The following is a 19104-nucleotide window of genomic DNA, read 5'->3' as shown; positions in this document are numbered from 1 at the left end:
CTTTTAACAATTCTAACTGATTTATTTCAGGGTAAAAAAAGCTTTTTTCCCAAGTTGGTCATTTCTGCTTAAATTTCAAATCAAAATACTATATGTTAGAATAGACCAATAACTTATATCAAAATTGATCAATGATCAGGAGTTTAAGTCTTTATGGGTAGTTTTGGTGGAATCATCCAAAAAGCTTTTTATTTAGGTGTAGGGGCGGCCTCTCTGGCGGCCGAAAAGGCGGTTGAAACGGCGGCCGAAATCAAAAAACAGGCGGCTAAATTAGCTGAGGAAATGGTAGAAAGAGGCGAAATGAATGCGGAAGAAGCGCGTAAATTTGTAGATGAAATGGTCAAAAATGCCCAAATCAAAACGCCTGAGTCTTCTGAGTCGGAAAAATCAAAAGAGCCTAGACGTATCGAAATTTTAGATGATCAAGATGATCTTAATTCTAACAATCAAAATTCCAGTCAATCTAATCAGACTAATGTTGATAATTTACGTCAACAAGTTCAATCTTTGCAGGAAGAATTAAATCGTTTACAAAATCAAGGTTAATGATTGATGATGGAAGAATGGGAAAAATATTGGCAAAATTTGCTCGATCAGGCCACCAAAGAGGTTGGCCATTTTTGTCAACAAATGGTTGATCAGGTTGAAAAAGTTGGTCAAGAAACGATCGAAACTGTAGAGCTATTGGCTGAGGAATTTCTTGATTTAATTGACTTAGAACTTGAAAATTTGAGTCTATTTCTTGATGATTTAGTTAATGAAGAATTTGATGATAATGATCAAGATCATGAAGAAAATTCTAATATTTATTGGTCTAATCTTAGGGCTGATCAATCATTAAATAATCAGGATGAAATTAGTCAAGAAACTAATATAAATAATTTAGAAGATTCCCTAAATAGTTTAAATAGTTTAGATAGTTTTGAGATTTATCATACTCCTAAAATTGAGCCTTGTGCTGGGTTTCATCCAGCGTGTATTGGTTGTAAAAATTATCATGGTCATGTTTATGGACGTAATTTGCTAGTATGTGGAATGCACCCTTACGGTTGGGATGATGATAATTGTCCTGATTTTTCTAGTTAGAATTTTTCTTTTTTCGATAGATTAAATAAACAAAAAGAAAACCTGCGTGGGCAGGTTTTACTTATGTAGGAAAGGGTTTTAATCCCTTACTTTTTATTAATTACTATATTTTCCTAATTGATAAACTCCTCCTAAAATACAGCCCATCATTCCTAAACTAATTGTCCAACTTTTTCCTAATCCTAAATCTAGGCCATAGTTTAATAAACTTCCTAAAATTATAAAGGGAATGATACTCATAATGGCCGCAAAAAAAGTATTTTGAGCGTCTCTTGTTTTTCGGCTTTTTTCATATTCTTCTTGTGTTAAATATAAGGAGCGATCGGCAAAATTTAACCATCGAGTAAATTGATTAATAATCCATTCTTTTAAAGATGATAAAGTAATATAACAAGCTAATGACCATAAACAACTTCCGGCGATCATTATTTTATTAAATTCAATTGTAAAAGGTAAAAATTCACTTAACATAATTTTAGTTTATAAATTGTTTAATGTAGTAAATAAAAAATAACATTTGTCAATCAGTTTTAGTTGACTAAATCATTTAAAAATTAATCATTTATTAATTGTCAATTGTCCATTGACAATTGTCCATTGTCAATTGTCAATTGATAATCTATATTTTAAATTCTAATTCCCAATATTTTAAAATACCCCTATCTTCTTTAGCATAATCTACAATCCATAAATACCATATTCCTTCAATTGGTTGTTTTAATAATTGTTTTAAAGATGGAGTATTAGCTAAATTATACTCTTGATCTAAACTCGTTTTTGTGCCTAAACTTCTATTTTGTAATAACACAATTTGATCTTGAGGGCTTCTTAAACTAATTTCTAAATCTCCTAAAAATTCATGGTCAATTTTAACCCTAATTTTTACATCTTTAATTGTACCATTTTCCGTAATTAAAATTTGACTTAAAATTCCCGTTGGTTCATCATCGGGAATACTTAATTTAGTCTCATTTTTATTAGTAATTAACCTTGTAATTACTTCTTTTTTGAGCCTTTGTTGCGCTAGTTCAACTGCTTTTTGAGCATTAACTTTTCCATATCCAAACCATAAAGAATGACCATGATTATTATATGTTCCCATTCTCATTCCTAACTGGGGATCCGGATCTAAATCTATTATTTTATCCGCACTTTCTTGTAAAATTTCCTTAACTTCTTGGGCGGTTAAATCAGGATTAATTGTTAAAATTAAACCCGCTAACCCCGCCACGATCGCACAAGCGCCGGATGTACCTCCAAAATCATGGGTAAAATTTCCGGGATCATAACCTAATTTTCCCAATTGATCCGTAGTAAAAACTCCTAATCCTCTTAAATTAGCGGTGATTTCCGGTGCAGTAGGAATTAAACCCGTTTGCTCAAACCACATCATCGGCTTACCGTTGTTACTAGGCGCACAAACGGAGATTTCTTCTCCCCAGTTGCTATAGGCCGCCTTTTTATTTAAACTGGTACAAGCTGAAACGGCGATCGCATCGGGATGGGTAGCAAAACCGTTCAACCATTGGATTCTGCCCTTTAACAAATTACCCTCCCAACCTCGCTCATAAATTGTACCATTGATCGGACGATTGGCATTACCGGCCGCAAACACCACCACACAACCTTTTCCCCCCCTTCCCTGAGTAGCCAAACGATGTAAAGCTAAATTTTGACGCAAAGAAAGGGGAAATTTTGCCGCCGCAACTCCCCAACTACAGGATAAAACACTAGCCCCCTTTTCCAAAGCATAGTTAAATAAATCTTCGATCGACTGATCATCTAAATAACCGTTAGTGCGTAGGGGCATAAAAGCACAACGGGGGGCTACTCCCATGATCCCCCTGCCATTTTCCTCGGCCAAAACGATTCCTGCGCAAGCCGTGCCATGACTTTCTTGATGTTGATCGGGCAAAGGCCAAAAATCTTGATCGGCAAAATCCTTGGGGTGAACGATTTTTCCCGCCCCTTGAAAATCTGGATGTTGTAAATCGAAACCATCATCAGCGATCGCAATGATTACCGAGCGATCGCCCTTAGTTAACGCCCAAGCCCCCTCGATCTTAATATGAGAATTTACGGCCAACTCTTTCCCCCCTCGATGGTGTAAATACCATTGCAGAGGGAAAAAACTATCTTGAGGATAGGATAAAGACTCTCGCCCACTGATCACATTGGCTTCAGCCGTGATCACTTCCGATAAACTCATTAAAAAATTAGCGATTTTAATAGGATTTTGAGATGATTGTTTACTTAATTGATAGATAAAAGTATTATTAATTCCAGTTAAAGGTTTAATTAATTCTAGTTGAAAATCATTGATAATTGTAGTAATTTGAGCTTGGCTCACATGAGAGTAAAATTGAATAGTAATCTGATTAGTTAGATAAATAATTGTCTCAGGATTATCCTTAACTTGATAGACATGGGAAACAAAAGCAATACCCTCACAAGCCCTTGCGATCATCATGGCCGAATCGAGATCTTCGGGATCAACCGTTACTTCTTCAAATAATAAAGCCTTGCCTTCCCCATCTTTACAAGGAATCTGCCGATGGGCAAAAGTAAGGATTTGTGAAGGTAAATGAGCATTAGGAGAAGTTAAACAAACAGTAAAACGATCCTCGACTTTTTTTAAGCCTAACTCCTGTCCACCTCTTTGTAAAATTAAACCTAGATGAGCTTCTGAGATTGAAGGGGTTAAATTTTCCACATCCATAAATTTACATCTTCATTATGATCGCAAGATTATCTATCTTAAGTTAATCACAAATTGATAGCTCTGTCTTAATCTTTTGAATAATTCCCACAATCAAAAAAATTTTTAGCAAAAACCTTGACAAAATCAAAAAACTATGAGATATTAATATTCGTGGAAAACACAAATGCGGGTATAGCTCAGTGGTAGAGCGCAACCTTGCCAAGGTTGATGTCGCGCGTTCGAATCGCGTTACCCGCTTTTAAAACTGGATTCTTAAGATTAATTTTAATTAATCAATATATACTTAAAAACTATATTTTTTGAGTATGATTTTAAGTATAATTCTTAAATATATTTAAAAATCCCATCTGTGATAGGGATAATAATTTCTATGATTTGGATAAATAATAAAAAAAGCCCCAGAGAAACTGCTCTGAGGAAAACTTAGGGTGCATCTACCATTACTTATTACTTTTTGATGATTCTTTAATCAGGAAAATTTTAGAAAATTTTGATCTATCTGAATTAAGTTAGGGCATAATGGAAATTAATAATATTTTAGGGGTGTGTCTGCCATCTGTACTTTTAGATTAAATCGGTTGATCTTGATCCGTAAAAAGTAAAAATCCCCAGAGTTTTAAGTCTCTGAGGCAAAAACCAGGGTGCATCTACCATTTCTTACTTCTCTTTAAGAATCATTTAATCAGGATAAATTTAGAAAAATTTTTCAGTTTAAAAGAAGACAACTACAATTAAAGCCTAGACAGGGGCTAAATTTTTGGTATTAGTTAAATATTCTTTTTTGATTAAATCATACCATGATTCTAAACCCATATTTTTACGAGCGCTAACCTCTAAAATTTTAGCTTGAGGGGCTACTTTTTGAATATTAATTAGGGCTTTGTTTCGATCAAATTCTACCGCTTCAGCCAGATCTATTTTAGTAATAATTACCAGATCTGCGGTTTTAAACATTGTCGGATATTTCAAAGGTTTATCTTCACCTTCAGTAACAGAAAATAAGACTATACGACAATTTTCTCCTAAGTCGTAAGACGCAGGGCAAACTAAATTACCCACATTTTCAATAATTAATAAATCTAATTGATCTAAATTTAATTGATCGGCCGCTTTTGCTACCATATCTGCTTCTAAATGACAGACACTTCCGGTAGTTATTTGAATGGCACGAGTGCCTGTTTCTCTTAATCTTTGGGCATCGTTATCTGTTTCTAAGTCTCCTACAATAACCCCTGCTTTAATTTCATTTTTTAAGTCTGTTAACATTCTTTGAATTAATGTAGTTTTACCTGCTCCTGGGGATGATAAAATATTAACAACAAATAATTTTTTTTCTGTAAACAATTGCCTATTTTGTTGGGCTAGTTTTTCATTTTTTTGTAAGATAGATTGGGCTATTTCTAAAGTAATTGTTTGAGGGTGAAAATGTTGATGATCATGATCGTGATCATGGTGGTGATGGTGGTGATCATGATGGTGGTGATGATGATCATGATTTTTTACTTGCCCAATAACACTACATCCACAGTCTTGACACATAATAATTGACTCCTGATTTAGTTATTCAATAATAATATTATTATTTTTATTATAAGATAAATTTAATTTAGAGAGCATCTAATTTTTAATACAAGTGTATGGGAGATTCCCCTTGAGATGGTGCTAATTTTAATTTAAACTAATTTTACCTCTAAAGGTGGTCAATTATGAAATCTAATAATTAAGCTTTGAAATAATAGGTTAATTGGGGAAATTCAAGGGCATCAATTTAATAATTATAATTTTACATTTTGAAAAGTTTTTGTTATAACTTCATAAGTTAATTTTATATTTAAAAAATTAGTTTGATGATGGTTTGACAATGTTTGTAGGAGTTAAAATTATTGATAAATTTATTAATTTTATGGGGTATTTTTGGACTTAAAACAGTTCAGCATAGCCCATTACTTTTTGTCTAAAGTTTAATTGTTAGCTATTAGTTATCCATTAACAATTGACAATTGACAATGAATAATTGATAATAAAAAAAGTCATTGTCTATTATTAATCTTTATTTTGAAAATAATCTATTCAAAAATGACTTTAGAAACAAAAGAGTTAAAAATTGGTTGGTTATATCCCACTTTGATGAGTACCTACGGCGATCGAGGTAATGTTATTACGATTCAAAAACGCTGTCAATGGCGTAATATCCCCGTTTCTGTCATTCCCCTTGAACAAACAACCGATGCGCAATTATTTCGCCAAGTTGATCTTATTGTGGGGGGGGGTGCGCAAGATCGTCAACAGGAAATTGTGATGCGCGACTTACAAGGAGCTAAGGCTGAAGCCTTTAAAGCTAAAATTGAAGGGGGTACACCGGGGGTTTTTACCTGTGGATCACCCCAATTATTAGGGCATTATTATGAACCCGCTTTGGGGCAAAAAATCGAGGGTTTGGGCATTTTAGACTTGGTGAGCAAACATCCGGGCATTAAAGCTCACCGTTGTATTGGGAACGTAGTATTTGAAGTTACGGCTTCACCCTTGGCTGAAGATTTAAAATTTATGTTAGGAAAATCGCCGATCGTGGTAGGATTTGAGAATCATGGGGGGCGTACCTATTTGGGCAAAGTTGAGCCTTTAGGCAAGGTGATCAAAGGTTATGGTAATAATGGAGAAGACGGTTGGGAAGGTGCTTTCTATCATAATGCGATCGCTACCTATTCCCATGGCCCCTTATTGCCGAAAAATCCTTTTTTAGCTGACTGGCTAATTCAAAAGGCATGGCAACAAAAATATCAAGAGACAATTTCTTTAACAAAACTTGATGATACTGTTGCATTTCAAGCCCGTCAAGGGATGTTTCGGAAATTAGAATTAAATAAGATTAACCTTTAAACTTTTTATGTAAAATAAATATTTGAATTTTTAAAAACCTAAAAAGTTTGATTTAAGATTAGTTTAGATTATTTAAAATTATTGTATTAAAAATGACTGAAAATTTATTTGAAGATAATCAGAAAGGACTGTTACTTTTCATTTTACCTTTAGCGGTAGCAATTATGTTTGTTTATCAGTTTTGGTATATCATTGTAGCAATCTTAATTTTAAGTTTAATTTGGCAAATTTGGCAGAATTATCAATGGAAACAATGGAGTTTACAAATTAATCCTTTTTTCAATGAATTAATTATCGAAAATCAAGGCCGTTTAACACCATTAGATCTATCGGTAAAAGCTAATTTAAGTGCTAGATCTGCACAAAATTTTCTCGATCGCAAAGCGCAAGAATATGGCGCACAAAAAAAAGTTTTTCAAGATCAATTAATTTATTATTTCTTGACAGCAAATGTTTTACAAAGTATTTTTGAAGATAGTGAACCTTTATCTTTAGGTGCTACTATTGCAAAAGCAGAAATTTTAACTAATTTTGATGATGATTTTGTTGATGATTATGAAGAAGAAGATCAAGATTATGATCAAGAAGATTTAACAGATGAAACTGATTTAGATCAAGAAGATCAAGAATTAGGAATTTTAAGTTTAGGTTCAGTTTTAGATGAAATAGATGAAGATGAAAATGAAATAATTGAAACGACAACTCACCATGAAATGTCTATTCAAGAAATGGCTAAATTAGTTGAAGTAAAAGAAGATTCCCCTTTACCTCCAGAGTTACAAGAAGATGAATTACGGGAAACTTCTATTAAAAATGTAGCTCAATTAGTTGAATTAGATCAGCCTGAAAATATTAATCAAAATGTGAATCAAACTGTTCAGAAACCAGTTAATTATCAAAGCTTAAGACTTAAACAAAATGAATTAGCAAAACGTCTGGATATTCATTATAATACCATCGGAAAACGTAAATCCGATCCTGATTTTCCCCAGTGGACACAAAGGCGAGATCCTGAAGGTATTGCATGGGAATATTTACCCAAAATTAGACTTTTTGCCCCCGTTGTAATCAGTGATAAATTATAGCCTAAACCCTGAAGGATCGCGCTATACAAACAAAGTCTGTCTTCACAGGCTTTGTTTATATAGCATATTAATGAAATCTTGATAAAATGACCAATAACATAATAATAAAATCATTGAGATTTTATCTCTAAAAAAGATTGCCAATCATTAATCGCACTTTCAAACCAAATCCAATTTTCAGGGGTGGCTAAAGCTTCTGGTTTAAATTTTAAAGCATCATTTTTGATTACTTTTTCCCGATAATTTATAGCCTGATTAATTAAGTCTTCTTTCTTTTTTCCCGAATAATTTTTGGCTGATTTTTTTAATCCTAAAGCTAACCCGGCCAAGGTATTTAAACTATCTTGATTTAAAGTTTGATCAGCATTAAGATTAATTAAATCTAATGCTTTAAACCATAAATTATTAGCTCTTTCTAATTGATTTTCCGCATAATAAGCAAAGGCTAAAGCATTATAATATTTGATCTGATCGGGATTTTCTTTCACTGCTAACTCCCAATAGCGTCTTGCATCATCTAAGCTATAATCTGAGTTTTTATCCCAATAATATTGCCACGCTAACCTCCCAAATAAAAAGTTAACTTCTGGATCGTTTAACTGGGTGGGATCAACTTGAGTTAAGGCTGACTTGGCATGACTCAATGAGCCATTATCTAAGAGTTTTTGCACCGCTAAACACCCCTGTTCTAAATTTTGTTCACTAAATTTTTCAATGGCGATCGCCGTGACATTTGACAAATCAACCTCATCTAAATTAAGAGGTTGATCTGTATTTTGATTTGATTGTATCTGATTTTTAAGATTATTATTTGTATTTATATACCATAATGAGACAAAAACACCGATAATTAAGGTTAGGCATCCTATTGTCAAAACTTTAATATTACGATAATATTGTTTTAAATTGCTAACTTTAAGGGGATTTAATGGCTTAATTGTTGATAAATCATTAACTGGTGAAGGTTCTTTTTTCTCTATTTTTATTTCGTGATCCTTTTCTTGCTTAATTTCCTCTAAAATACTCTTAACAATCATCTTATCAGAAGGCTCAATAGATGGTTGGGATATAACTTTAGACTCAGGTAAATCTTCCCAAAATTGCTCATCTTCCTCTACAGAATAATACCAAGCAGGATCCCGATCATGAGATTTTTCCGTATTAATTAACACTCCATTAAACTCAGGATGTAGATATAACACTGGTAAAGCCCAATATAGTTGATTTGAACCATAGGCGGAAATTAAACCCTGTCTGGCACGGGATAAACTCAGATCGATCGGCAAACCTAAATTGAGATTGCGATAAACTAAACGACTGAAAGTTAAGGCCACCTGATCAGGGATACGCCCCACCATCGCCAAAACAGCCGGAATGCCCCGTTTAACTAGGGCATAAGTTAAATTTGCCTCTTGGCCAAACTCTCCCTGTATTTCTATGTGCGCACTGCGACAAGAATTAAATACCGCCAACTGAATTTTATTATTAGCTAATAAACCTGCTAAGTCTTCTCCTGAAAGACTTTCAGTTAAGCCAGTCATTTGATTTACTAAATAAATATCGCCCCCCGTATTACTAATATCACTATGGCCGGCGTAATGAAAAACTTGATAATTTCCCCGCTCTAAAGTTTGAGTTAATTCTTCTCGGCCGGGATTTTCTAATATTTTTAAAATGATTTTTTGATCGCAATTTGTTTGGGGATTTAATTCCATTTCTAAATGTTTAACTTCCTCTTTTAAAGCTAATTTTTCCTGATCATTTGGTGAAGAAATAACCATTAAAATTTCTAAAGGTTGATTAGGCTCTGGAACTTTAATTAAATCCTTATTTTTGACAAATTTATGATAGTGATAGCGGGAAAAAGCCACTTCTGTACCTGTAACTAAAGGCCGGAAAATATCCGTACCAGTAGGATGAATCACTTCCCAAGGTATTATTAATAAAGGTTCATGTTTTAAAGCTAAACGTAAGCGTAAAATTTTTTTTTGACTTTGGGCTAAACTTTGAGCCGTGATTAAACTTTCCCTAATTGTCCCAAAAAATAACGCCGAATAAAGTTTTTGACCAAAAGTAATTAAAGACTGATGAGAATTAATAATTTCCTGATCGGTTTTTTTCGGAAAAAATAAAGAAGATTTTGAATTTCTATCTTGACTTTTTAATAATAATAAAATAGGATCATTCATTAAAGTTTGCGCTTCTTCTAGCCATTGCTCAATATTCCATACTTGCCTTTCCTCTGCTAAAGGCACATAAGGCTCAACTTTTTCCGTGCGGATCAAATATTCCTGATCTTGAAGATGGGTAACGGATAATACAAATTCATGAATCATAGTGGCTCAAACCATAAAGAAAAGAGGTTAATCTTACTATAATAACATTATTCCCTATTTCCTATTCCCTAATTAATTTTATCAATTAATCATTGATTAATAATGGTCAAATAATGATATTCTATAAATGGCAATTATCCCATCGGATAGTTTAACAATTGAGAATAGATCATAAGAAATAAACAATTAATATTTATTTTTGAGATTTATTATTAACCATTTAAAGTTAATTAATTATCAATTATCCATTGTCACCTATCTATTATAAATTATCAATTATTACTTATGAATTGGACAAGTTCAGCCGAAGCAAAATTAAAAGAAATTCCCTTTTTTGTGCGGCCAGCCGCCCGTAAAAAAATTGAAAAATTTGCTCAAGAAATGGGTCAAGACACCGTGACTGAAGAAATTTATCAACAGGCTAAAGCTAAATTTAATTAGTTATTATTTATTAGTTATTAGTTATTAGTAAAATTATTGTTAACTGTCAATTTTTACAATTAACGAATAACAAATAACACATAACAAAATATTAAAAATATTATTGGAGGAATAAAAATTGACAACTCGTGTAATTATTGTCAGACATGGACAAAGCACCTTTAATGCACTTAAAATGATTCAAGGCCGTTGTGATGAGTCTGTCATCACCGAAAAAGGTATTAAAGATGCGCAAATAGTCGGCCAAACTTTAAGTAAAATTAATTTTTCTGCCATCTATTGTAGCCCTTTACAAAGAGCAAGAAAAACAGCCGAAATAATCAGAGAAAATTTAGAAAATCCACCAAATTTACAACCTTTAGAACAATTATTAGAAATTGATTTACCACTGTGGGAAAAACGTAAAAAAGCAGAGGTAAAAGTTGAATTTGCACAGGAATATCAGATTTGGCATGAAAATCCTGAACAATTCAAAATGATTTTGCAAACACCCCAAGGAGCAAAAGAACATTATCCCATTTTAGCCTTATATCAACAGGCTCAAGAATTTTGGCAAACAATTCTTGAGCAACATAACGGACAAACGATTTTAGTAGTGGCTCATAATGGGATTAATCGTTGTTTAATTATGAGTGCCGTAGGCGTTCCCCCTAGCCATTATCAAGCCATACAACAATCTAATTGTTGTATTAATGTGTTAAATTTCAGTGGAAAATATGGCGATCCCGTTCAAATTGAATCATTAAATCAAACTTCCCATCTAGGGGATGCTATCCCTTCCTATCGCCCCAGTCATCAAGGAATTAGGTTATTATTAGTGCGTCATGGTGAAACTCAATGGAATCGAGAATCAAGATTTCAGGGAATTAGGGATATTCCTCTTAATGAAAATGGAAAATTACAAGCTCAAAAAGCCTCTGATTTTTTAAAAGAAGTAGACTTACATTTTGCCGTAACTAGCCCCATGTTACGCCCCAAAGAAACGGCGGAAATTATCTTAAAACATCATCCTAATCTTACTTTAACAGAGGATATAGAGTTAACAGAAATTTGTCACGGCCTATGGGAAGGTAAGTTAGAATCAGAAATTGAAGAACATTTCCCCGGAATGTTACAACAGTGGAAAGATGCCCCTGAAACCGTACAAATGCCTGAAGGTGAGAATTTACAACAAGTTTGGGATCGGGCGATCACCGCTTGGCATCAAATTGTTAAAAAATATAGTGAGCAAAAACCGAATCAAGTTGGTTTAGTAGTAGCCCATGATGCGATTAATAAAGTAATATTATGTTATTTACTAGGTTTAAAACCCGCTAACATTTGGAGTATTAAACAGGGAAATTGTGCTGTAACAGTGATTGATTATCCTAAAGGAGCAGAGGATATTGCCGTTGTACAAGCTCTTAATATTACCAGTCATTTAAGTGGCGGAATTTTTGATCAAACAGCGGCCGGAGCATTATAAAAGCTAGGCTCAATAGACAGTGAGCAATAACCTTTTATTGCCCACTGTCTACCCTTAACACATTTTAAGCAGAGATTAATACTTAAAAAAACCTTAAAAAATGCTCAAAATAATAGATGACGAGAATTTTATAATCTCGTCATCAGTTTAATATAGAGTTTCAGTATAAACTTGTTAAAGTTAAGTTATTCAGACTATTGAATTTATAAAAATTAACTTTTCATACCCCCAAGGGAATTCGAATCCCTGTCGCCTCCGTGAAAGGGAGGTGTCCTAGGCCTCTAGACGATGGGGGCTAGGTTATTGAACTTAAACTTTAATCAAATTAACTAAATCAAATTAGACTATTAAAAATTACAATTAAACTAATTAAATTTTATTTAGTTAATGTAATTTTAGCAATTTAACTTTAGCTTATAGCTCTCAGTGCCTTGGTTTTTAACTTTCGCTTTTGCCCTCCGCACAGTTATATAATATAGCGAAGTTTATTTAATTTGTCAACACTTTTTTCAAAAAATTTTCAAAAAATTTTTTCCTTAGTTTTGAAAACACTATTTAATCATCTGCTGAAGCAACTTCTGGGACTTTTCATCAAGGGAATTAAATAAAAAACGTCCTTTTGATTTTCTTTGTGTTTTGTGGTTGCGATGTTCCCTTTTTACCGTTGTTTCTACTTCACTCTTAAGACGTTGTGCCGATAGCCATTCCGCACCATAGCCCATCACTGTCAATTTTTGGGCATTATCCGAGGTAGCCACAATTAATCTTGAGACAGTTTCTGAGTGACGATGTTGAAAACTAGCCGAAAATTTCTCAATATAACTATCAGCAGTTTGAGCAAATCCCGTATACTGTACGGATAGGGAAGGGGTGTGATATTCCCGATAAGCCGGATTTTTTTGATAATGGGCATCAAAGACTATTTCAGTCTGAAATTCTTTTAGCACGGTATAACCAATTAAGGTTTCCACTAATTCTTGTCTAGCGAACTCTAGGCCATGGCGATCCCTTGTTTTTTTCAAGTTCGTCCATGCGCCAATAATGTTATAGCCATCCACGAGAAGGAAAGCTTGGGGTAAAAAGGAAGCCATTGTTTTGTATTATGTCTCACTACAATAAGATTAAAAATTTGTCAACAGATTCCTTCTATTTTAACTAATGTTACGATTTTTTTTAATTTTTTTTAAGATTTGTCAGGGGTTAAAGACTTTTACCTTTTAGCGATCAAATTGATCTTTAATTTTCTCCCATAGATCTGGGCGGCGATCGCGCGTTTTGTTGATTTGTTGTTCTTGACGCCATTGGGCGATTTTTTGATGATTACCGGATCTTAAAACGGGGGGAACTTCCCAATCACGAAACACCGCCGGCCGTGTATATTGGGGATAATCTAATAAATCAGTTTCAAAACTTTCGGCCTTTAAAGATTCCTGTTTACCTACTGTACCGGGTAAAAGACGCACTACCCCATTAATTAAAGCTAAAGCGGGGATCTCACCACAGGTTAAGACAAAATCCCCTAACGACACCTCTCGATCAACTAAATTTAAAACTCTTTCATCCACACCTTCATAATGTCCACAGATAACAATTAATTGTTCTCTTTCTTGAGATAATTGTTTAAATAAACTTTGATTCATGGGTTGCCCTTGGGGAGTCATGAATAAAACCTCGCTTTTGGGCAGACGAGAAATAGACTCAACGGCCGCAAAAATAGGTTCAGGCTTAAGAAGCATTCCCACCCCCCCTCCATAGGGTTCATCATCTACTCGATGGTGTTTATCTGTTGTAAAATCACGGGGATTAATTAAATTAACTTGGGCGATTTGATTCTGTAAAGCCCGACCTAATAAACTTGTTTTTAAAGGAGATGTAAAAAAATCTGGAAACAAAGTAATAATGTTTATTTGCACAATCTTATCTAATTCAAAATTCAAAATTCAAAATTCACAATCATAAACCGTCAGGCACTGATTACTGTTATATTTATTTACCATAAAACACTTTAGATCGAAAAATAAAATACCAATGACCAATAGTATCTTGCAAATTATACCCCAATCCCAAGAAATAACCATGCCTCAACCGACAAAAACCGCTATTTTAGTGATTGGCGGTGCTGAAGATAAAGTTCATGGCAAAGAAATTTTACATACCTTTTGGGAACGCTCCGGAGGTACAGAGGCGATTATTGGTATTATTCCTTCCGCTTCCAGAGAACCCACTTTAATCGGTGAGCGTTACCATCGCATTTTTGAAGAAATGGGGGCTAAAGAGTTGAAAGTAATTGATATTAGGGATCGCACCCAAGGAGAAGATCCCTATTATCAGGAGTTTGTGGAAAGATGTACCAGTATTTTTATGACAGGGGGTGATCAACTGCGTTTATGTGGTTTACTCGCTGATACCCCCATTATGAATCGAGTTTTAGAAAGGGTGCGTTTAGGTGAAATATCTATTGCCGGAACGAGTGCAGGGGCGGCCGTGATGGGTTATAACATGATTGCTGGTGGTGGCAGTGGGGAGTCTCCCAATCGTTCTTTAGTTGATCTGGCTACGGGTTTTGGCATTATTCCTGAAGTGGTGGTGGATCAACATTTTCATAATCGCAATCGTACCGCTAGACTGTTAAGTGCGATCGCCGCCTATCCTAATCATTTAGGCATTGGGATTGATGAAGATACTTGCGCAATGTTTGAAAGGGATGGTTGGGTTGAGGTCATCGGCAAGGGAACGGTTATTTTTATTAATACTAAAAGCATGACTTATACTAATCAATCTTTAGTTAATTCCACTGAACCTTTAAGTCTTCATAATTTACAAGTGAGCGTTCTTTGTCATGGCGATCGCTATCATTTACATAAACATGAGACTATTCCTGGAAAACCCGTTCCCTAAAATCAATTTTTAAAATTTTATTATTATTATTTATTCTCTTTTCCCACTTCCCACTTTCCTATTTTAATAATTTGTTCATCACGAACAGTCAATAAACCCTGACAAGAGACAATACTTATTTAATTAATAATAAAAAATTGACAATTAGTAATTGACAATTTTTTATTTTTGATAACTACCCACTGCTAACCCATAACTAGAATAACTGTTAAAGAGCTAAATATGAGAATTTTAAAAACCCTAACCCTTAGAGGCCCTAACTATTGGAGTATCCGCCGTCAAAAATTAATCGTGATGAGATTAGATTTAGAGGATGTGGCCGAGCGCCCCTCTAATGAAATTCCCGGATTTTATGAAGGCTTGGAAAAAACTCTGCCCAGTCTCTATGAACATTTTTGCTCCAGAGATCATCGTGGCGGCTTTTTTGAAAGGGTCAAAGAAGGCACTTACATGGGACATATTATTGAACACGTTGCCCTAGAATTACAAGAATTAGCCGGAATGCCTGTGGGCTTCGGCCGTACCCGTCAAACTTCCGAACATGGTGTTTATAATGTCGTGTTTGAATATGTGGATGAACAGGCGGGACGTTATGCAGGAAGGGCGGCGGTGCGTTTATGTCAATCTATTATTGACACGGGTAGTTATTCCCTCCAAGAGTTAGAACAAGATCTGGCGGATCTCAAGGATCTGCGTTCTAACTCCGCTTTAGGGCCTAGCACGGAAGCCATCGTCAAAGAAGCCGAAACCCGTCAAATCCCTTGGACTCTCCTCAGTGCTAGATCCATGTTACAACTGGGTTATGGTGTTTATCAAAAAAGAATCCAAGCTACTTTAACCGATCATTCGGGTATTTTAGGAGTAGAATTGGCCTGTGATAAGGAAGGGACAAAAACCATTCTCCGAGATGCGGGAATACCTGTTCCCAGAGGTACGGTTATTCAATATTTAGATGATTTGGAGGAAGCGATCAATGAGGTGGGAGGTTATCCCATCGTGGTTAAACCCTTAGACGGTAATCATGGACGGGGGATCACCATTGATGTTAATAGTTGGGTAGAGGCCGAAGAAGCTTACGATCTAGCTAGTGCGGCCTCGAAAACTCGCTCTGTGATTATTGAACGCTATTATAAAGGTAGTGATCATCGGGTTTTAGTGATTAATGGGAAATTAGTAGCGGTAGCAGAACGGATCCCTGCCCATGTCAAGGGTGATGGCCGCTCTACCATTGAACAATTAATTGATATTACCAATCGGGATCCTAATCGGGGAGATGGTCATGATAATGTGTTAACCCGTATAACCATCGATCGCACCGCTAGTGTGGTTTTACAGCGTCAAGGTTTTACTTTAAATACCGTGCTGAACAAGGGCGAAATTGCCTATTTAAGAGCTACGGCTAATTTAAGTACCGGAGGGATCGCAGTCGATCGCACCGATGATATACACCCCGAAAATATTTGGCTTTGTCAAAGGGTAGCCAAAATTATCGGTTTGGATATTGCGGGAATAGATGTGGTAACTCCTGATATTACTAAACCCTTAAGAGAGGTGGACGGTGTGATCGTGGAAGTTAACGCCGCTCCCGGTTTTCGGATGCACGTTGCGCCCAGTGTGGGTTTACCCCGTAATGTGTGCGCCCCTGTGTTAGATATGTTATTCCCCCCCCAAACTCCCTGTCGTATTCCGATCATTGCCATTACCGGAACAAACGGTAAAACCACCACCACCCGTTTAAGCGCTCACATTCAACGTCAAACGGGTAAAACCGTTGGTTATACTACCACCGATGCTATTTATATTAATGAATATGTGGTAGAAAAGGGTGATAATACCGGCCCTCAAAGTGCGAAAGTGATATTACAGGATCCCACAGTAGAAGTAGCAGTATTAGAGACAGCTAGAGGGGGGATTTTAAGGGCAGGATTAGCTTTTGATCATTGTGATATTGGGATTGTGTTAAATGTGGCGGCGGATCACCTTGGATTGGGTGATATTGATACCATTGAACAAATGGCTAAAGTTAAAAGTGTGGTGGCTGAAGTGGTGAAAGAGGGCGGTTATACGATTTTAAATGCGGATGATCCCCTTGTGGTGGCCATGGCCAAACAAACCAAGGGTAAAGTGGCTTATTTTTCCATGAATCCTGACAATCCCATTTTAATTGATCATTTAAGAAGGGATGGTTTAGCGGCCATCTATGAAAATGGCTATTTGTCTATTGTGGAGGGTGAATGGACTTTACGCATTGAGGAAGCCACTAAAATTCCCATCACTATGGGCGCTAAAGCCCCTTTTATGATCGCTAATGCCTTGGCCGCCTGTTTAGGAGCATTTGCGCAAGGCGTGGATATTGAGATGATCCGTCAAGGGGTGCGCACCTTTAAACCAACGGTGGATCAAGCTCCCGGCCGGATGAATTTATTTGATTTAGGCTCATATCATGCTTTAGTAGATTATGCCCACAACCCTGCTGGATATATGGCTGTGGGGGATTTTGTGCGTAACTGGGAAGGGGAAAAAGTTGGAGTGATAGGAGGGCCGGGCGATCGGCGTGATGAGGATTTAATTTTATTAGGTCAACTTTCGGCTCAAATTTTCGATTACATTATTGTGAAAGAAGATAATGATAAAAGGGGCAGGGCTGAAGGGGAAGTGGCTAATTTAATTATTAAAGGTATTACCCAAGAAAATCCTCAGAAACATTATGAAATGATTTTAGATGAAACTAAAGCCCTCAATTTTGGTTTAGATAAGGTTAAAGATGGGGGGTTAGTGGTGATTTTCCCTGAAAGTGTGAGTCGTTCCATTAGTATTATTGAAGGGAGAAAATCTTAATTATCACATAGAAAAAGAACCGACGACTTGCCGTGTTTCGTCTCGGTTCTTTTTCTAAAGTTTGCTCCTCACACAATAGTTACTATAGATCACTTTTGATTTTTTGTCACTAGATCTGATTAAAATTTAATTGATTAGGCTCAATTTAGTATAATTATATTATTGAGTCGCCTTCTATTTTTAATTTTTATGTTAAAAAATTTTATTTTAATTAGTTTAAATTTTTTGTTAATTACTGCTTGTTTTAGCTGTAATAAAAGTTCAGAAACTAACATTAAGATCAAGCTAAAACCCCCTGAAAATGGGTGGAAAATAGTACAAGGGGAAAAGATTGCTTTGGCTTTACCTGAAAATTTTGAAGGTGGAAATCCCCCTAGAGAACTTAAGTTGTTAACGGCAAAATTAAAAAGTCTTGATTGTGTCAGCCAACAAACAACGGAAAAATTAGAACAAAATGCTAATTCTTTATCTTTAATTGCCTTTTTACCGCAATGTGAATCTGGTCATTTAGTAACAAGTATTAATGTTATTTCTCACAAAGTTAAATCAGAAATTAGTTTAGATCAATATTTAACTAATGAAGTTAATAAACTACGGGACAATACTAATATTATTCAACGGGAAATTATTGAACAGAATCAACAATTGATCGGTAAAATTATTACTGAAACTAAATTAGAGCAAACTACTTTAAAACAATTATTTTATATTGTCCCAAATTCTCAGAATTATTGGATTATTACCTATAGTTCTTCAATGGATAAATTTGCCGAAAATTTGCCAATTTTTGAAAATAGTTTTAAAACTTTGCAATTTTTATAAACTTTTTAATTTTTTAGTTCTATCTATTTTTAAGGAAAAATGAAAACAAATTCAACTAATTTACCCCCTTGGAAAATCGAATTATTATATGATGGAGATTGCCCTTTATGTGTCAAAGAAGTTAATTTTTTACGTCAAAAAGATCGAGGTAGGGGTTTAGTTAATTTTGTCAATATTGCCGATCTTAATTATAATCCTAATGACCATCAGGGCATTGATTATGAAAGGGCGATGGGACGGATTCATGCTATTGTGAATACGGGAGAAATTATTAAAGATGTGGCGGTTTTTCGGGTGACTTATCAAATTTTAGGGATGGGGTGGCTCTATGCTATTACGAGAATTAAATTGATGGAAAATATCGCTAATTTTATTTACGGAATTTGGGCTAATTTACGTTTAAAATTAACGGGAAGACCTGATTTAGATACCCTTGTCAAATTACGTCAAGAATGTATTAAAAATGGTCAATGTAAAATTAATTAATTCAGTTTAAAAAGGCCAAAAGGAACAAAAATAAAATAATTGTTC

16 protein-coding genes and 2 tRNA genes are annotated in these 19104 nt (G+C 34.9%); 11 read left to right on the top strand and 7 right to left on the bottom strand.

The window, feature by feature from the left end:
• Positions 1-153: 153 nt before the first annotated feature.
• Both Anndu_RS12625 and Anndu_RS12620 read left to right on the top strand, forming a co-directional pair.
• Positions 154-546: a phasin family protein gene (locus Anndu_RS12625; RefSeq protein WP_464101542.1), complete on the top strand. Its 393-nt coding sequence runs from the start codon at positions 154-156 to the stop codon at positions 544-546.
• A gap of 6 nt (positions 547-552) precedes the next feature.
• Positions 553-1086 (top strand): hypothetical protein, encoded by a 534-nt coding sequence (locus tag Anndu_RS12620; protein WP_464101541.1) that lies wholly within the window; start codon positions 553-555, stop codon positions 1084-1086.
• A gap of 96 nt (positions 1087-1182) precedes the next feature.
• Here the strand turns inward: Anndu_RS12620 and Anndu_RS12615 are convergent, their stop codons facing one another.
• Positions 1183-1557 carry a hypothetical protein gene (locus Anndu_RS12615; RefSeq protein ID WP_464101540.1) on the bottom strand — a complete coding sequence of 125 codons (375 nt, stop codon included), beginning with the start codon at positions 1555-1557 and terminating at the stop codon, positions 1183-1185.
• Between the two features lie 148 nt (positions 1558-1705).
• Entirely contained in the window at positions 1706-3805 is a 2100-nt protein-coding gene (locus Anndu_RS12610; RefSeq protein ID WP_464101539.1) for a S8 family serine peptidase, read from the bottom strand.
• A 168-nt stretch (positions 3806-3973) separates the two neighbouring features.
• On the opposite strand from Anndu_RS12610, the gene Anndu_RS12605 reads away from it, so the two are divergent.
• A tRNA-Gly gene (locus Anndu_RS12605) sits at positions 3974-4045 on the top strand.
• A 501-nt stretch (positions 4046-4546) separates the two neighbouring features.
• Here the strand turns inward: Anndu_RS12605 and hypB are convergent.
• Positions 4547-5347, bottom strand: a complete 801-nt coding sequence (gene hypB, locus Anndu_RS12600; RefSeq protein WP_464101538.1) for a hydrogenase nickel incorporation protein HypB — start codon at positions 5345-5347, stop codon at positions 4547-4549.
• A gap of 537 nt (positions 5348-5884) precedes the next feature.
• Between hypB and Anndu_RS12595 the strand changes: the two genes are divergently transcribed.
• On the top strand, positions 5885-6688 hold the full coding sequence (locus Anndu_RS12595; RefSeq protein ID WP_464101537.1) for a type 1 glutamine amidotransferase: 804 nt from the start codon (positions 5885-5887) through the stop codon (positions 6686-6688).
• A gap of 92 nt (positions 6689-6780) precedes the next feature.
• On the top strand, positions 6781-7773 hold the full coding sequence (locus Anndu_RS12590; protein WP_464101536.1) for a hypothetical protein: 993 nt from the start codon (positions 6781-6783) through the stop codon (positions 7771-7773).
• A gap of 110 nt (positions 7774-7883) precedes the next feature.
• On the opposite strand, the gene Anndu_RS12585 is transcribed toward Anndu_RS12590, so the two are convergent.
• Entirely contained in the window at positions 7884-10109 is a 2226-nt protein-coding gene (locus tag Anndu_RS12585) for a CHAT domain-containing protein (protein ID WP_464101535.1), read from the bottom strand.
• Positions 10110-10394: 285 nt separating this feature from the next.
• Between Anndu_RS12585 and Anndu_RS12580 the strand changes: the two genes are divergently transcribed.
• Together Anndu_RS12580 and Anndu_RS12575 are read left to right on the top strand one after the other, a co-directional pair.
• Entirely contained in the window at positions 10395-10550 is a 156-nt protein-coding gene (locus Anndu_RS12580; protein WP_464101534.1) for a PCP reductase family protein, read from the top strand.
• A gap of 118 nt (positions 10551-10668) precedes the next feature.
• Positions 10669-12015: a histidine phosphatase family protein gene (locus tag Anndu_RS12575; protein WP_464101533.1), complete on the top strand. Its 1347-nt coding sequence runs from the start codon at positions 10669-10671 to the stop codon at positions 12013-12015.
• A gap of 223 nt (positions 12016-12238) precedes the next feature.
• On the opposite strand, the gene Anndu_RS12570 is transcribed toward Anndu_RS12575, so the two are convergent.
• The 3 genes from Anndu_RS12570 to trmD all read right to left on the bottom strand — a co-directional run bounded on the left by Anndu_RS12570 (position 12239) and on the right by trmD (position 13928).
• Positions 12239-12311 (bottom strand) — tRNA-Glu (locus tag Anndu_RS12570).
• A 255-nt stretch (positions 12312-12566) separates the two neighbouring features.
• Entirely contained in the window at positions 12567-13106 is a 540-nt protein-coding gene (locus Anndu_RS12565; protein ID WP_464101532.1) for an NYN domain-containing protein, read from the bottom strand.
• Positions 13107-13232: 126 nt separating this feature from the next.
• Entirely contained in the window at positions 13233-13928 is a 696-nt protein-coding gene (gene trmD / locus Anndu_RS12560) for a tRNA (guanosine(37)-N1)-methyltransferase TrmD (RefSeq protein WP_464101531.1), read from the bottom strand.
• A gap of 115 nt (positions 13929-14043) precedes the next feature.
• Between trmD and Anndu_RS12555 the strand changes: the two genes are divergently transcribed.
• The 4 genes from Anndu_RS12555 to Anndu_RS12540 all read left to right on the top strand — a co-directional run bounded on the left by Anndu_RS12555 (position 14044) and on the right by Anndu_RS12540 (position 19059).
• Positions 14044-14913, top strand: a complete 870-nt coding sequence (locus tag Anndu_RS12555) for a cyanophycinase (RefSeq protein ID WP_464101530.1) — start codon at positions 14044-14046, stop codon at positions 14911-14913.
• A 222-nt stretch (positions 14914-15135) separates the two neighbouring features.
• Positions 15136-17751: a cyanophycin synthetase gene (gene cphA / locus Anndu_RS12550; protein WP_464101529.1), complete on the top strand. Its 2616-nt coding sequence runs from the start codon at positions 15136-15138 to the stop codon at positions 17749-17751.
• Between the two features lie 189 nt (positions 17752-17940).
• Complete coding sequence (locus Anndu_RS12545; protein WP_464101528.1) at positions 17941-18573, top strand: hypothetical protein; 633 nt, start codon at positions 17941-17943, stop codon at positions 18571-18573.
• Between the two features lie 39 nt (positions 18574-18612).
• The gene (locus tag Anndu_RS12540) at positions 18613-19059 is read left to right on the top strand and encodes a thiol-disulfide oxidoreductase DCC family protein (protein WP_464101527.1); all 447 of its coding nucleotides are present in this window, start codon (positions 18613-18615) and stop codon (positions 19057-19059) included.
• The last annotated feature ends 45 nt before the right edge of the window (positions 19060-19104 follow it).

The sequence above is a fragment of the Annamia dubia NIES-4383 genome (genome assembly GCF_055394725.1).
Note: the sequence above shows the minus strand (reverse complement) of the source record. Positions and strands in the feature narration are given on the sequence as shown.

Excerpts from the sequence above, each read along its gene's own strand:
- Anndu_RS12595 (WP_464101537.1), top strand. The coding sequence starts at position 5,885 with ATGACTTTAGAAACAAAAGAGTTAAAAATTGGTTGGTTATATCCCACT.
- Anndu_RS12590 (WP_464101536.1), top strand. The coding sequence starts at position 6,781 with ATGACTGAAAATTTATTTGAAGATAATCAGAAAGGACTGTTACTTTTC.
- Anndu_RS12555 (WP_464101530.1), top strand. The coding sequence starts at position 14,044 with ATGACCAATAGTATCTTGCAAATTATACCCCAATCCCAAGAAATAACC.
- Anndu_RS12540 (WP_464101527.1), top strand. The coding sequence starts at position 18,613 with ATGAAAACAAATTCAACTAATTTACCCCCTTGGAAAATCGAATTATTA.
- Anndu_RS12625 (WP_464101542.1), top strand. The coding sequence starts at position 154 with ATGGGTAGTTTTGGTGGAATCATCCAAAAAGCTTTTTATTTAGGTGTA.
- Anndu_RS12585 (WP_464101535.1), bottom strand. The coding sequence starts at position 10,109 with ATGATTCATGAATTTGTATTATCCGTTACCCATCTTCAAGATCAGGAA.
- cphA (WP_464101529.1), top strand. The coding sequence starts at position 15,136 with ATGAGAATTTTAAAAACCCTAACCCTTAGAGGCCCTAACTATTGGAGT.
- Anndu_RS12610 (WP_464101539.1), bottom strand. The coding sequence starts at position 3,805 with ATGGATGTGGAAAATTTAACCCCTTCAATCTCAGAAGCTCATCTAGGT.
- hypB (WP_464101538.1), bottom strand. The coding sequence starts at position 5,347 with ATGTGTCAAGACTGTGGATGTAGTGTTATTGGGCAAGTAAAAAATCAT.
- Anndu_RS12620 (WP_464101541.1), top strand. The coding sequence starts at position 553 with ATGATGGAAGAATGGGAAAAATATTGGCAAAATTTGCTCGATCAGGCC.
- Anndu_RS12545 (WP_464101528.1), top strand. The coding sequence starts at position 17,941 with ATGTTAAAAAATTTTATTTTAATTAGTTTAAATTTTTTGTTAATTACT.
- Anndu_RS12615 (WP_464101540.1), bottom strand. The coding sequence starts at position 1,557 with ATGTTAAGTGAATTTTTACCTTTTACAATTGAATTTAATAAAATAATG.
- Anndu_RS12565 (WP_464101532.1), bottom strand. The coding sequence starts at position 13,106 with ATGGCTTCCTTTTTACCCCAAGCTTTCCTTCTCGTGGATGGCTATAAC.
- Anndu_RS12580 (WP_464101534.1), top strand. The coding sequence starts at position 10,395 with ATGAATTGGACAAGTTCAGCCGAAGCAAAATTAAAAGAAATTCCCTTT.